At 62.9% G+C, this 14467-nt stretch carries 12 protein-coding genes and 1 tRNA gene; 7 read left to right on the forward strand and 6 right to left on the reverse strand.

Annotation, left to right across the window (positions count from 1 at the left end):
* The first annotated feature begins 137 nt into the window (after nucleotides 1-137).
* Together P9230_RS07055 and P9230_RS07060 are read left to right on the forward strand one after the other, a co-directional pair.
* Complete coding sequence (locus P9230_RS07055) at nucleotides 138-767, forward strand: histidine phosphotransferase family protein (RefSeq protein WP_067326376.1); 630 nt, start codon at nucleotides 138-140, stop codon at nucleotides 765-767.
* Nucleotides 768-999: 232 nt separating this feature from the next.
* Nucleotides 1000-1368, forward strand: coding sequence for a response regulator (locus tag P9230_RS07060; protein ID WP_127217419.1), 369 nt, complete (start codon nucleotides 1000-1002; stop codon nucleotides 1366-1368).
* Between the two features lie 62 nt (nucleotides 1369-1430).
* Here P9230_RS07060 and ctrA read toward each other — a convergent pair whose 3' ends face one another.
* Nucleotides 1431-2126: a cell cycle two-component system response regulator CtrA gene (ctrA, locus tag P9230_RS07065; RefSeq protein ID WP_006203583.1), complete on the reverse strand. Its 696-nt coding sequence runs from the start codon at nucleotides 2124-2126 to the stop codon at nucleotides 1431-1433.
* A 449-nt stretch (nucleotides 2127-2575) separates the two neighbouring features.
* Between ctrA and P9230_RS07070 the strand changes: the two genes are divergently transcribed.
* On the forward strand, nucleotides 2576-2953 hold the full coding sequence (locus tag P9230_RS07070) for a flagellar export protein FliJ (RefSeq protein WP_095777257.1): 378 nt from the start codon (nucleotides 2576-2578) through the stop codon (nucleotides 2951-2953).
* A 79-nt stretch (nucleotides 2954-3032) separates the two neighbouring features.
* Here P9230_RS07070 and P9230_RS07075 read toward each other — a convergent pair whose 3' ends face one another.
* Nucleotides 3033-3440 (reverse strand): helix-turn-helix domain-containing protein, encoded by a 408-nt coding sequence (locus P9230_RS07075; RefSeq protein WP_095777256.1) that lies wholly within the window; start codon nucleotides 3438-3440, stop codon nucleotides 3033-3035.
* A 90-nt stretch (nucleotides 3441-3530) separates the two neighbouring features.
* Here P9230_RS07075 and P9230_RS07080 point away from each other — a divergent pair, with 90 nt between their 5' ends.
* Complete coding sequence (locus P9230_RS07080; RefSeq protein WP_127215048.1) at nucleotides 3531-4457, forward strand: NADP-dependent oxidoreductase; 927 nt, start codon at nucleotides 3531-3533, stop codon at nucleotides 4455-4457.
* A 69-nt stretch (nucleotides 4458-4526) separates the two neighbouring features.
* On the opposite strand, the gene P9230_RS07085 is transcribed toward P9230_RS07080, so the two are convergent.
* Nucleotides 4527-4802 (reverse strand): DUF1153 domain-containing protein, encoded by a 276-nt coding sequence (locus P9230_RS07085; RefSeq protein ID WP_006203587.1) that lies wholly within the window; start codon nucleotides 4800-4802, stop codon nucleotides 4527-4529.
* A gap of 257 nt (nucleotides 4803-5059) precedes the next feature.
* Here P9230_RS07085 and mnmA point away from each other — a divergent pair, with 257 nt between their 5' ends.
* On the forward strand, nucleotides 5060-6250 hold the full coding sequence (mnmA, locus tag P9230_RS07090; RefSeq protein ID WP_278087197.1) for a tRNA 2-thiouridine(34) synthase MnmA: 1191 nt from the start codon (nucleotides 5060-5062) through the stop codon (nucleotides 6248-6250).
* A 52-nt stretch (nucleotides 6251-6302) separates the two neighbouring features.
* Here mnmA and P9230_RS07095 read toward each other — a convergent pair whose 3' ends face one another.
* Entirely contained in the window at nucleotides 6303-7268 is a 966-nt protein-coding gene (locus tag P9230_RS07095; RefSeq protein WP_066994138.1) for a Gfo/Idh/MocA family oxidoreductase, read from the reverse strand.
* Nucleotides 7269-7497: 229 nt separating this feature from the next.
* Between P9230_RS07095 and P9230_RS07100 the strand changes: the two genes are divergently transcribed.
* Nucleotides 7498-7574 (forward strand) — tRNA-Met (locus P9230_RS07100).
* Nucleotides 7575-7661: 87 nt separating this feature from the next.
* Here the strand turns inward: P9230_RS07100 and P9230_RS07105 are convergent.
* Nucleotides 7662-10127, reverse strand: a complete 2466-nt coding sequence (locus P9230_RS07105; RefSeq protein WP_278118059.1) for an adenylate/guanylate cyclase domain-containing protein — start codon at nucleotides 10125-10127, stop codon at nucleotides 7662-7664.
* Between the two features lie 80 nt (nucleotides 10128-10207).
* Entirely contained in the window at nucleotides 10208-11302 is a 1095-nt protein-coding gene (locus P9230_RS07110) for a branched-chain amino acid ABC transporter substrate-binding protein (protein ID WP_278118061.1), read from the reverse strand.
* 245 nt (nucleotides 11303-11547) lie between these two features.
* Here P9230_RS07110 and P9230_RS07115 point away from each other — a divergent pair, with 245 nt between their 5' ends.
* Nucleotides 11548-14445: a trifunctional glycosyltransferase/class I SAM-dependent methyltransferase/polysaccharide deacetylase gene (locus P9230_RS07115; protein ID WP_278118064.1), complete on the forward strand. Its 2898-nt coding sequence runs from the start codon at nucleotides 11548-11550 to the stop codon at nucleotides 14443-14445.
* Nucleotides 14446-14467: the final 22 nt, after the last annotated feature.

Here is a 14467-nt window from a genome sequence, read left to right on the forward strand (position 1 = left end):
TTCGCTGTCCGCAGCTGTGGATTTGTTGATGCATGGACGGACGCTGTGTATTCAGAAGGCCTTGGAAAAGAGCGTGATTCGCGTAGCGGGCGCGACAACGTTCGGCCATGACATGTGAACCAGCAGGGATTTCTCCGATGGCCGAGCTCTTCACCCTCTCCGCCCCCGATCTGGCTGCGCTTTTGTGCAGCCGCGTATGCCACGACATCATTTCCCCGGTCGGCGCCATAAACAACGGCCTCGAACTGCTCGATGAAGGCGGCGCCGACGAAGACGCCATGAAGCTGATTCGCCAGAGCGCCAGGAACGCCTCGGCGCGGCTGCAGTTTGCCCGCATCGCCTTCGGCGCCGCGGGCTCCGCCGGCATGATGATCGATACCGGCGACGCCGAGGCCGTGGCCATTGCCTTCCTGAAGAACGAGAAGCCGGAACTTGTCTGGAACGGCGCCCGCGCGCTGCTGCCCAAGAACAAGGTCAAGCTTCTGCTCAATCTCATTCTTGTCGCCAATGCCGCCATACCGCGTGGCGGCAGGCTGGTTGTCACGTTGGAGAACCTCGAGACCGAACCGCGTTTCTCGCTGTCGGCGAGCGGCCCCATGCTGCGGGTGCCGCCGAAATTCCTCGAGCTGCATTCGGGCCACAAGCCCGAGGAGCCAATCGACGCCCACTCGGTCCAGCCTTATTACACGCTGCTTCTGGCGCGCGAGGCGAACATGACGATCTCGATCCATGCGACGGCCGATGAGATCGTGTTGTCGGCGGCCTGAGGCGACAGCCAAGAATAGGTCAAGTATCCATTGTCACTGATCTTGCATCTGGCAGTGCGATCGAAGCATTGCCTGCCGCTTGGCACTGCAATGCATCGCAGGGCAAAAACGCGCAAAGCGGTTCTTTGGAAAAACTTTACCTAACCGCTTTTCGGCTTCTTTACCAGATTGTTCTAGGGTGCCTCCCGGTTACCGGATTGCCGGTTCGGCAGATGGCAAAGAGGACCCGGAAATGAAACGCTGCCTGTTCGTGGACGACTCGAGCGTCATCAGGAAGGTCGCGAAGCGTATCCTTGGCGGCTCGGACATCGTGGTCTTCGAGGCGGCCAGCGGGCTTGATGCGATCGAGATCTGCTCCGGCGACATGCCCGATGTCATTGTTGTCGACGGCGGCCTGCCGGATATGCAGGCGGTCGACCTCATTCGCCGCATCCGTGCCATCGAAAGCCCCGTCAAGCCGCAGATCCTGGTCTCGCTCGTCGAAGTCGATGTCGGCTCGATCATGCGAGCGAAACGTGCCGGCGCCCAGGGTTACCTGCTGAAGCCCTTCAACCGCGCGCAGTTGCTCGAGAGCTTCCGCTTCCTGAAGATCGCGGCCTGAGCTTTTCGACACCCCAAACAAAAACCCGGCCTGAGCCGGGTTTTGTGTGAATTGGCAGAGGATCAGGCGCTGACGCGGATGTCTTCCGGCTCACGCAGCACATAGCCGCGGCCCCACACCGTCTCGATGTAATTCTGGCCGCCGGACGCTGCGTCGAGCTTCTTGCGCAGCTTGCAGATGAAGACGTCGATGATCTTCAGTTCCGGCTCGTCCATGCCGCCATAGAGGTGGTTGAGGAACATTTCCTTGGTAAGGGTCGTGCCCTTGCGCAGCGAGAGCAGCTCAAGCATCTGATATTCCTTGCCGGTCAGGTGCACGCGCTGGCCGCCCACCTCGACCGTCTTGGCGTCGAGATTGACCACCAGGTCGCCGGTGGTGATGACCGACTGGGCGTGGCCCTTGGAGCGGCGCACGATGGCGTGGATGCGCGCCACCAGCTCGTCCTTGTGGAAAGGCTTGGTCATATAGTCGTCGGCGCCGAAGCCGAGGCCGCGCACCTTATCCTCGATGCCGGCCATGCCGGAGAGGATCAGGATCGGCGTCTTGACCTTGGAGAGGCGAAGCGTGCGCAGCACCTCGTAGCCCGACATGTCGGGAAGGTTAAGATCGAGGAGGATGATGTCGTAATCGTAGAGCTTGCCGAGATCGACCCCTTCTTCGCCAAGGTCGGTCGTATAGACGTTGAAGCTTTCCGATTTCAGCATCAACTCGATGCTCTGTGCGGTTGCACTGTCGTCTTCAATCAGCAGAACACGCATTTCATTCCCCTTTTCTGCCGCCGGGCCGCGTCACGACCCGTCCCGAACCCGGAGCAGTGATTGCCTGAACAGAAGGTGCCACCGACTGGTTAACAAATCCTAATTTCGTGTCGGTCACGATATCAGATTTTTTAACCCCTTTCTACACCCACTTGAATTTAATAACGAATCGTAGACCCAAATCGCTCATGCACCACATTAATAAGCAAGCCTAAGTGACTCCAGAGACTCGCAGGCCGCGCTTCCTGCCGCTGTCCGGAATTTTTACCCGGCCTTAAGTCCTCGCCCGTATGATTAACAATGCCCGTAAACGAATGGTTACCGCCGGCAAAAATCTTTAGGGCTTTGTTTCCCATAGAGCGGGGAAAGCCGGTGGAAACGGGCGACGCGTAGGCCTTTCGAGGTCGATGGGACGATATGCAGGTGTGCGTTTTGCGGAGTACCGAGTCATGAAGTCACGTGAAAACCTCGTTCGGCTGAAGCAGTTTCAGGTGAATGAGAAGCGGCGCCAGCTGTTGCAGCTGGACATGATGATCGCCGAATTCGAACGCATGGCCGTCGAGTTGGAGGCGCAAATCGTCGCTGAAGAGAAAAAAGCCGGCATCACCGACATCAATCATTTTGCCTATCCGACCTTCGCCAAGGCGGCACGCCTGCGCCGCGACAACCTCAGGAACTCGCAGAACGATCTCGCCCAGCAGCGAACCATGGCCGAATCATTACTCGGCGAAGCTGAAGCGGAGCTTTCCAAGGCGGAGATGCTGGAATCGCGCGACAGCAAGATCCGCGACGCGGAAGTGGGCGGCCGCAGCGCCATGATCGGCTGACCGCCGAGCGCAATTGATCCCTCGGAGCGCTGCCTGATCGCCGTTTCGAACCACGAGCCGAAAAAGCCCGGCCTCCGGCTTAGGGCAGCATCGCCGTTTCATCATCCTGATGGTCCACCGATGCCCGCGCTCGGGCTTCCTTGATGTCGGGGGCATGCTCTTCCGCCCAGGACCTGATCTGGCTGAGCAGTCCCGCAAGGTTCTGGCCGAGCTCCGTCAATTCATACTCGACCCTCGGCGGTATGACCGGATAGACCTCGCGCCGGACGAGCCCGTCGCGCTCCAGCACGCGCAGCGTCTGCGTCAGCATTTTCGGCGTGATGCCTTCCAGCTTGCGGGCGAGCTCGCCATTGCGCAGGCGGCCGCGCCGCAACGCGCAAACCGTCAGATAGACCCATTTGCTGGCCAGCATTTCGAGCACCGTATGCGACGGGCAGGTGCGCCGGAATGCATCGTAGCCAAAGGAACCGCTGTCTTCACTATCCATGAGATACCTATATATCCGAAAGGTGCATACTAGACAAGCGATTGTTACTATCCAAATGATAGCGGCAGCAATCAAGCAGGAGAGCATCCAATGCGTGCCGTTACCCAGAATTCCGTTGGCGAACCCGACGTCCTTTTCGTCGCCGAACAGCCGGCCCCCTCGCCCAAGGCCAGCGAAGTTCTGGTCCGCGTCAAGGCCGCGGGCATCAACCCGGTCGATGGCGCGGTGCGCGCCGGCTACTTCCCTCTCATCGGCGAACCACCTTTCATTCTCGGCTGGGATATCTCGGGCACCGTCGAGGCGCTGGGCACCGGCGTGACCGCCTTCAAGGTCGGCGATGCGGTCTTCGGCATGCCGCGCTTCCCCAAGCAGGCCGCCGCCTATGCCGAGTTCGTCGCCACGCCGGTGGACGAGATCGCAGCCAAGCCTGCCGCCATCGACCATGCCCAAGCCGCGGCGCTGCCGCTGGCCGGGCTGACCGCCTGGCAGGGTCTCGTCCGCCACGGCGGTTTGCAATCCGGCCAGCGCGTCCTGATCCACGCCGGCGCCGGCGGCGTCGGCCATCTTGCCGTGCAGATAGCCAAGGCGCGCGGCGCCTGGGTCATCGCCACTGCGAGCCCGGACAAGCTTGATTACGTCCGCTCGATCGGCGCCGATGAGGTCGTCGACTACACCAAAGGCGATTTCACCGAACAGGTCCGCGATATCGATCTGGTGCTGGACGCCATGGGCGGCGACCATGCCGACCGGTCGCTGAAAGTGCTGCGCGAAGGCGGCGTGCTGGTGTCGCTGCTCAACGTCCACGATGCGACAAGGGTCAAGGCCGGGGAGCGCAACATCCGCGTCGAGCGCATGTCGGTGGTGCCGGATCGCGAGGGGCTGGTGGAACTCGCCAGGCTAGTCGATGCCAGGAAGCTCGCCGTGCACGTGGCGAAGGCTTTTCCGCTGAACCAGGCGGGTGCCGCCCATGCCTTCCTCGCCACCCGACCGATCGGCAAGGTTGTGCTGACGGTTTGATCAGCGCAGATCCCGGAAGCAAAAGGGCGCGGAGTTCCGCGCCCTTCTTTGGTTTCCGGCAGTCGGAGCCTAGTGCCGGTACTGCTGGATCCGCGTCGTGCGCAGCCCGGCAAGGCCATATTCGTCGATCGATGCCTGCCAGGAGAGAAACTCCTCGGTGGTCAGCTTGTAGCGCTGGCAGGCCTCTTCCAGGCTGAGTAGTCCGCCGCGGACCGCCGCGACGACTTCCGCCTTGCGCCGGATAACCCAGCGCCGTGTATTCGTCGGCGGTAGATCGGCTATCGTGAGAGGGCTGCCGTCGGGCCCGATAACATATTTGACTCTAGGTCTAACCAGATCGGTCATCGTACTCTCTACTAAAAACTCAAAGACCCAATCCCCGCCACCGTACCGCCACAGCTTTAAAAATTGCCTAAGCGAAGCCTAATGACTAGGTAAGGATCGTGAACGTCGCGTTAGGTTTTCGTTCGGCATTTGAGATAATCGGGGTCCGGCCCTGATTTTGCCCGATAAAATCGCTTGAGGAGCCAAGCTGGCGCCGCCGGGATGCTTGACCTATATTCCGGCCATTGGCAGCCAGCGCCACGCAGATTGAAAGAACCATGAACAGCCTCGATCTTCCCCGACGCCCAGAAGACACCCGCGTCGTCGTCGCGATGTCGGGCGGCGTCGATTCATCGGTCGTTGCCGGCATCCTGAAGCGCGACGGCTATGATGTTGTCGGCGTCACCCTGCAGCTTTACGACCACGGCGCGGCAACGCACCGCGCCGGTTCCTGCTGCGCCGGCCAGGACATCGACGATGCCCGCCGCGTTTCCGAGACGCTCGGCATCCCGCATTACGTGCTCGACTATGAAGAGCGCTTCCGCAAGGCGGTCATCGATCCCTTCGCCGAGAGCTACGTCGCCGGCGAGACGCCTATCCCCTGCGTGTCCTGCAACCAGACGGTCAAGTTCGCGGACCTTTTGGCCACCGCCCAGGATCTCGGCGCCGATGCTTTGGCCACGGGCCATTACATCCGCTCGCGCGCCAATGGCGCGCATCGCGCGCTCTACAGGCCGGTCGATGCAGACCGCGACCAGAGCTATTTCCTGTTCGCCACGACCCAGGCGCAGATCGACTATCTGCGCTTCCCGCTCGGCGGACTTCCCAAGCCGCAGGTGCGGGCGATCGCCGAGGAGATGGGGCTGACGGTCGCCGCCAAGCAGGACAGCCAGGACATCTGCTTCGTGCCGCAGGGCAAGTACTCCGACATTATCGCCAAGCTGAAGCCGGCGGCCGCCAATCCGGGCGATATTGTCCATATCGACGGTCGCGTGCTCGGGCGTCACGAAGGCATCTTGCGCTTCACGATCGGCCAGCGCCGCGGCATCGGCATCGCTTCGGGCGAGCCGCTCTATGTCGTCCATCTCGACGCCGACCGCGCCCGCGTCATTGTCGGCCCGCGCGAGGCGCTGGAGACGCACAGGATCTACCTGCGCGCCATGAACTGGCTCGGCGACGGCCCGCTCTCCGACGTTCCGGCCGGCGGGATCGAGCTTTTCGCAAAAGTCCGTTCGACCCGGCCGCCGCGCCCGGCCGTGCTGCATCACCGCGACGGCGTGACCTCGGTCGAGCTGGTCGACGGCGAATCCGGCATCGCGCCCGGACAGGCCTGCGTGCTCTATTCCGATGACGGCGATGAGGCGCGAGTCTATGGCGGCGGCTTTATCGAGCGCTCCGAGCGCGGCGCCGAGGCCGAGGCGATGCTGTCCAGGCTTGCGCAGCAGCCCGCGCACGTCCCCGCCGAGTAACCCACGCCTTCAATCGGGCGCTTTGCCTCAGGATTCCTTTTGTGGTCGCGCCTTAAGCGGGCGACCCGCTATGCGCCACCGTCCCAGCCGTCAGGATGCGCAGCACCCGGATCGCTTCCTCGCCGTCGGTGCGGGGTTCGGCGCGCGTCTCGATGCACTGCATGAAGTGGGCGAGCTCGCGCGTCAGCGGCATGCCTTCGCCGACCGCAACGTAGGAAGGCTCGTTGGCGGTGAACGCCCACTGGCCGCTGTCCTGCCAGACAGCGTGCCTGTAGACGGCAAGCTTGCGCTCCCACGGCTCGACATCGTCGAACACCGCCATCGCCTTGGTTCCGACCACGGTCAGCCGGCGCTCGCGATAGGGATTGAGACGAGAAGCGAAGAGATGGCTGCGCACGCCGTTCGGAAAGCGCATGTGCAGATGCGCGAAGTCGCTGAGGTTGTCGAGCAGTGCCGCGCCCTCGCCCCTGACCTCGATCGGCTCGGTGCCGGTGATGGCGAGGATCATCGAGAGGTCATGCGGCGCAAGGTCCCAGAGCGCGTCGTTCTCGGTGTGGAACTTGCCAAGGCCGAGCCGGTGCGAGTGGATGTAGCGCACCTCACCAAGCTCGCCATTGTCGATCAGCGCCTTCAGCGTCTCGAAGGCGGGGTGGAAGCGCAGCACGTGACCCACCATGAAGACGCAGCCATTGTTCCTGGCGGCCTGCACCGAACGCTCGGCGTCCGCGACCGTCAGCGCGATCGGCTTCTCCACCAGCACGTCCTTGCCGCCCTCGATGGCGCGCAGCGCCATGTCGGCATGGAACTGCGGCGGCAGCGCCATGACAATGGCGTCGACATCGGCGCGCTCGAACAACTGGTCCGGCCCGATCGCCAGGCAGTCCTGCTCGCTGGCAAAGCCTTCGGCGCGGGCACGGTTGACGTCGGAAACGGCATGGAGCGCGCCAAGCGCCTTGAGGGTGCGGATGTGGTTGCTGCCCCAGTATCCGCAACCGAGGACGGCGATGCGCGGCTTCATTCGCTCAAACTCTAGAATTTCGTGGCCGAGACATAGCGACGTGCCCCGTCGAACTCAACCCCGATGCATGCACTTCAGCGTCTGCCCGGCGCGGCTTTTCCGGGATGAGATTATGCTGATGCGTGCGGCTTGACAGCTTTACCCTGCCAACCTTATATCCGCGCGACCTTGGCGAACGCCTCGAATTGCCCACGACCGGTGTGGTTCTTCGAGCCTCTTCGCCGCTCCTGGCGGAGTAGCTCAGTTGGTTAGAGCACGGGAATCATAATCCTGGGGTCGGGGGTTCAAGTCCCTCCTCCGCTACCACCTCAACCCATGTCCGGCCCGGATACGTAGTCGTGACTTGCTCGGACGCGGCTTCGGTGATTTGCCGGCAGGCGCGGCGCCCAACTCCTACTGCCCGGGCTTGTGGGAAAGCCGGTCCAGCGCGTCTCGAAGCGCAGTGGCGGCACCGCCACGCTCATCGGCGGACATCAGCCCCGGTTCAAGTTCCAGCCTGAAGTGCGGCAGCTCGGTTCGAACAACGCGACAGGCGCCCGCTAGATTGGCCTTGATGACGCGGTAGGTAGCGACCGGATAGGCGATGCCCTTGACCTGGACGTGCCCCATCTCCTCACAATCGATCGTGTCCTTCACTTGCGCAAACGTCTCGTAGGAAATGAGGATGGTCCCCGGAGCCGCCTCTTGTTCCAGGCGCGAGGCGAGATTCACGGCGCCGCCGATTATCGTGTAATCCATTCGGTCCTCGCTGCCGAAGTTACCGACGGTGCAGTAGTCGGTATGGATGCCGATGCGGCAGCGCAGCGGTGTTTCGATCCCCATGTCCCGCCAGACCTCCGTAAGCTCGCTGATCCGCTTTTGCATGGCAAGCGCCATCTGCACGCAAGCCAGCGCGTCCTGCTTGACGCCGCGCGTCTCAGGGTCGCCGAAAAACATCAGGATCGCGTCGCCGACGTACTTGTCGATCGTGGCACCATGATCCAACGCGATTTTCGACATTTCCGTCAGGTAGTGATTGAGGAGCTGGGTGAGATCCTCGGATTCCATCTTGTCGGTGGTCTCGGTAAAGCCGGCGATATCGGAGAAGCATATGGTCAGCTTCTTACGCTGGCTGGCGATTCTAACGTCTTGGCGGCCGGTGAATATCGAGCTGTACACTTGGGGCGCCAGATATTTGGCCAGCTTGCTGGAAAGCGCTTCCAGGGCAGCGGACTTCTCGGCGAGGTTCTCCTCCCTTTGCTTCAGCTCGGTGATGTCCGAATAGACGGCGACCGTGCCGCCGGCGCTGATCCGCCGCTCGCTAATCATGATCCATCGTCCGTCGCCCCGCCGCTGCACCCACGGTTCGCCGGGGTTACGGTGCCGCCATAGGCGCTCCGCGACCCACTCATCGACCCGACCCTCGGCATCCCTGATGTAGCCACGCTCCGCGGATCGGCGAATGATCTCCTCGAATGCCATGCCGGGGGTTAGCTCTGCCTCCAGACCGGCGTATAGCAGTTCGCGGTAGCGGCTGTTGCTAAGGACAAGCCAGTCCTCTTTGTCATAGAGAGCGAAACCTTCGGAAATGCTTTCGATGGCATCGACCAGCCGCTGACGCGCTTCTGCAACGTCGCGCAGGTTCTTTTCCTCGACCTCGACAGCGGTATCCCGGAAGAGGCTCAGCGCCTCGGCCATGCGCCCGATTTCGTCGCTGCCCGCCGCCGGCAGCGGCGCACGAAGGTCGCCGCCCGCGATCGCGAGCATGCCCTGACTCACCGCTCCCAGACGGGCGAGAAGGCTGCGGTCGACATAGAGCCAGACGACCAGAACCGAGCTCAACAGGCTGAGAAAGGCAGAGCCGAGGACAACTCCGGTGCCGTAGCGCTGGACGAGCGCGGCTTCGCGACCGGAGGCAGCGATCTCGCGGTCCGCTGCGGCGACAAGACGGTCGACGGCTGCGGTCAGACTGCGCGACAGCCGATTGTTTTCGGCCAGAAGTTTTTCGCCCTGCGCGAGGACCGCAAGCTCCTCCTCCCGTGCCTTCGGGATGCTGCTCTCACCATCGGTGAGTGCCTCGAACTCGTCCACCCGCAGCCGAAAACGGGTTTGCAGCTTTTCGTCGATCTCCGAGGAAGCCGTTTCCAGAGCGGCAAGCGAGCGGTGCAGCGGAAACAGGATCAACGCCAGGTCGCCTCGCGTCGGCGCGGTCGCGGCCTTCACCAGCGCGTCGTTGACCGCCGAGATCTCCAGCAGCGCCTTCTGCTGGGGGATGTAAGCCGCAATCGCGTGGACCATGTCGGCCATTGTCGCTGCGCGTCGATCGGGCGACAGCGACGTATCGGCCGCGACCGCCCGCCATTGCGGGAGCCTGGAATCCATCACGACGATGCCGGTGGCCAGAAGGCGTTGGCTGCCGGTCGTCGTCGCGGCGAGGCGGTTCAGAAGCTCCTCCTTGCGGGCGACCACATCGAGGCGGGCGACAACAAGAGAGTCGAGCTCCTTCAGGTTGCGCCTCAGGACAACCGCAGCTTCCTCGATCTCAGCTAAAGGCACTGTGCCCAGCGTAGCATCTTTGAGATCCGTACGCAGGGCCTCGAGGCGGGACATCTCGAGCGCGACGGCCGCCGAGACCTTGCTGTGCTGAGCCTTGCTTGTCGCCGCCAGCACCGAGGGCGCGGCAGCGGCGACCCGTTCGGCCTGGCGCGACAGCTGGAGGGAGGCCAGCGCCGGCGGCACCCGATCCCTGGTAATTCGGTCGACGACGTCGCCGACATCGAGGAAGGCATAAAGCGCCGCGGCGGTAGCCAGCACCGCAAGGCCGCTGATCCCGAAAAAGGCGAGCAACAGCCGACCGCGTATGCCGAGGCGTTCAAGCATCGTGGGGAGTCGGAACAATCCAGCCACACTGGTCTGCATCAGACTAGACGTCTCAGCGTCACGCCGGCGTTCGGCGCACCCTATTCAACCGGCACGTACTCCCCGCCCCGCCAGACGTACCAAACCCAGCTCTGCCTCGTGAGGTCGCCCTTGGCGTCGAAATCGACCCTGCCAATGACGGTGTCGAATTGCTGTTCGCGCAGTGCCGCTATGACCGCCTTTGGCGCCAGCGAACCTGCCTTCGCCACCGCCTGGGCCCAGACCTGCACCGCGCAGTAGCTCAACAGCGTATAGCCCGCGGGCTCGAAGTTGTCCGCACGGAACTGCTCCACGATCGCGGCCGCGCCGGCATTTCGCCGCGGGTCCGCCGGGAAGGTGAACAGGGTCCCCTCCGCCGCTGAGCCTGCGATCAGGGCGAATTCCTCGGTAGCCAAAGCATCTCCGGATATGAGCTGAAGCGTGTAGTCCCGGTCGCCTGCAGCGCGAGCGATCAGCGCAACGTCGGCATGATACCCGCCCACATACAAGGCCGAAATGCCGGCGGTCTGCAACGCAGCGACCTCGGCTGAATAGTCGTCCTTCCCAGGCCTGTATGCGTCGTAAAAAACTTCAGTCACGCCCCGTTTGTTCAGCTGCTTCCTGGTCTCGTCGGCGAGACCCTTCCCATAGGTCGAATTGTCGTGAAGGATTGCGATCTTCTTGTCGCCCCAGTGATCGGCAAGGTAGTTGCCGGCGATGAAACCCTGCGCGTCGTCGCGGCCAATGGTGCGGAAGACATTGCCACGGCCCTGTTCGGTCAGCTGCGGATTGGTCGAGCCTGGGGATATTTGCACGACGCCCGCCGCCTCATACACTTTTGATGCGGGGATCGAGGCTCCAGAGCAATAATGCCCGACGACGAGCACCACCCCGTCAGCCACCAGCTTCTGGGCGGCCGCGACCGCCTGCTCGGGATCGCAGAAATCGTCGACCGAGATCAGCCTCACCTTCTGGCCGAGCACGCCGCCCGCCGCGTTGAGGTCGGCCACCGCCCTCTCCGCGCCGCGTTGCCCCTGCTCGCCGATCCAGGCAAGTCGCCCTGTCATCGCAGACGAGACCCCGATCAGCACTTCAGCCCTCGCGGAACTGAACACGGCCGCCAGAACTAGGATCGCTAGGGCGATGACACGGTGCATGTTTTGCACCCCCTGTGAACAGTAGCTTACGCTAATCCAGTCACACCCGACAGCCCCTTCGGTAAGCGCGAGTGCCTCGGATGTGACGCGAAAACACCGCCCCGGCGCACGGGCCTAATTCTAAACCGTCGGGCATGAGCGCTCTCCATTCAAGCCTGTTTTCAAGTCTTGTTTGCCTGCAGGAAATCGCGGGCTATGGTTTGGGACTTTTGTTCTACGTTCGAAGCAGGCGCGGGTAAGACGGCGTGGCGCATAATCCTCTGGTTTCAATCGTGGTTCCTGCGCACAACGCCGAGGCAACGCTGGCGCGCGCACTCGATTGCCTTCTCGATCAGGATATAGCGGATTGGGAGGCGATCATCGTCGATGACTCCTCCACGGATCGCACCCCCGCGATCATCGCCGGTTATGTTGAGCGCGATGCCCGATTTCGCACATTGAGCTCTTGCGCGCGCAGCGCCGCCGGCGCGCGCAACAGCGGGATTTCGACAGCGCGCGGCCAATGGCTCATGTTTCTGGATGCGGACGATTGGGTGGATGCCAGCTTCCTTGCAAAAATGCTGACCGCTCTGAAAACCGCTCCCGATGCGGTGGCCGCCTTTTGCGGTTCTCGGCGCGTGATGCCCGACGGCGAACTGACCCCGTCGAGCATCTCAACAGAGGTTGCGATCGAGCCCTTCGAAACTTTCGCGCGCCGGCGCGCCATTCGCACTCACGCGCTGCTGGTCGATCGGAAGACAATTGTCGAGTTGGGCGGTTTCGATGTGTCGCTGCGCACCTGCGAGGACTGGGACCTGTGGCAGCGTCTCGCACGTCTGGGCAAACGTTGGGTGATGGTCGACGAGCCTCTCGCTTTCCATCGGGTCAGCCCCAACTCGCTCTCCTGCAATTCGACGCAGATGCTGGCAGATGCGGCAATCGTGATCGTCCGCGGCTTTTCTCCTGATCCCAGGGTCGAACACCCGGCATCGGTTCACGCCAATGGAGCGATCGACGCGAACGGCTGCTCCGCTGCCGAAGCACTCGCGTGGTTCGCGCTGTGGAACGCCGCGTCGGATTGCGGCCGCGGCGCCTGCTCAATCGACGCGCAGTCCCTGCGCGCGGTCCCGGCAGCACGCAAATGGGCGCGTGAGATCGCCAGGGTGGTCTTCGATGGCCTTATGGTAGGAAGCCTGTCGGTGCCAGCGCAATTGGCTGCCAGGTGGGACAGGTTCGGTGGCCCCCTCACCGAGTTGATCGTCGAACTCGGCAGGGTCTGGGACGATCCCGCAGCGGGTCGCCGCGTCCAGTATCACCTTGAGCAAATGCTTCTCGACTCCGACGATCTCGCCGCGCCGCGCAGACTGACGCGGACACTCGGAATTCGCGTCGACGTTGGAAATCCGGCCTCCACCGACCTGCCGGAAGGAATCGATCGAATTTATGCGTATCTGATGATGGACGGCCGGATCGAGGCTCGCGTGCAGTTCGGCGCGCTCGGGAAAGTGACAAGGAGCCATTGGATTGAGTTGGCCTCGCAGAGCGGCGTCGCCGACAAGTCAAACATGTCTGAAGCCGAGGCATCGTTGTCCATGGCGGAGCCTCCGTCCGATCCGGATAGCCACTTCGGCAAGCTGGCGCGATTGGCCGCGAAAGCGCAGGAACTGGTTCGGTCGAGCGCCGAACCTGCAGAGCCATTTGCGGCACCGCGCCGTAAACCGGCCGCGGATGACAACGGTACTGATCGCACGTCGTTCTGGAATCGCCGTTTCGCGACCGAGGATCCCTGGAACTATCGTTCGCCCTATGAGCAGGAAAAGTATGAGCGGCAGCTCGAAATTCTGCCTGCCGGTCTCATCGGACGGGCGCTTGAACTGGCCTGCGCGGAGGGCCACTTCACGCGGCAGCTGGCGCCGCGAGTCGGCCATTTGACCGCAACTGACATCTCCAGCGTAGCCGTCGAGCGGGCGCGCGCGCGATGCAGCGGTCAGCCGAATGTCGACTTCGGCGTACTGGATTTCTCCGCGGAAACGCTTCCGGGCAAGATGGATCTGATCGTCTGTTCGGAAGTGCTCTACTACCTGGACGATCTCGCTGAGTTGCGGCGCATCGCCAAGAAATTTGTTGAGGCGTTGACGCCTGGCGGCAGTGTCGTCAGCGCACACGCATTCGTGCTCCGAGACAATGTTGAGAGGACGGGCTTCGACTGGAACACATTCGGCGCACAAGCGATCTCGGAGACGCTGGCGGCGACCGAAGGCCTCGTCCTCGAGCGGTCGATCCAGACCGAGCTCTATCGCATAGACCGCTTCCGCCGCCTGTCACCGGACGGCGTGGCGACGGACCCGGTGATTGATCATGTGCCAATCCACGCGCCCATCGGTGTTGGAGTCGCGCGAAATATCGTCTGGGGCGGGGCACGGGCCTTGCGCCGCGACGTCGCGCGCAGCGAGCGGCGGCAGCATGTCCCTGTCCTCATGTACCACGGCATCGCCGATGATGGTCCAGCCGCGCTCGCCCGTTTTCGGCTCACGCCCGCCGCATTCGACCGCCAGATGGCATGGCTGCGCGCCAATGGCTTTCACGCCATCACGTCCGAGCAACTGGGATGGTCCATCGCCAACCGTGAACCTTTCGTTGGCCGCCCGGTGCTCATCACCTTCGATGACGGCTTCCAGAATTTTGCCGACCATGCTTGGCCGATCTTGCGCGCGAACGACCTGACCGCGGAAGTGTTCCTGGTAACGGACTTGGTAGGGGAAAGTGCACGGTGGGACATCGACAGCGGTCCGCCGACGCAGCTTATGGACGCTGGGACGGTGCGACGTCTCGCCGGCGAAGGTGCGTTCTTCGGAAGCCATCTGGCGACGCATCGCGCGATCGATGGTCTGTCGAGTTCTGATTTGGCCGCCGAGCTCCTGCGCTCTCGCATGTTCGTCGAACGGTGGACCGGTCGGCCAACCACGGCGTTCGCGGCACCCTTCTCTGTCACCGACCGACGGCTTGGCCGGCTGGCCAGGGAATGCGGCTATCGGATCGGCTTCGGCGGCAAACACGGGCCGGCGGATCTCGATTGCGATCCCATCGACCTTCCGCGCATCGAGGTTCGCGGGGATCGCTCGCTCGAAGACTTTGTTGCGCGTGTCGAGGCCGTGCTCGGATGACCGGTCAACAAACCGGGTTCTG

It is taken from the genome of Mesorhizobium sp. WSM4887 (assembly GCF_029625865.1).
Classification (GTDB): domain Bacteria; phylum Pseudomonadota; class Alphaproteobacteria; order Rhizobiales; family Rhizobiaceae; genus Mesorhizobium.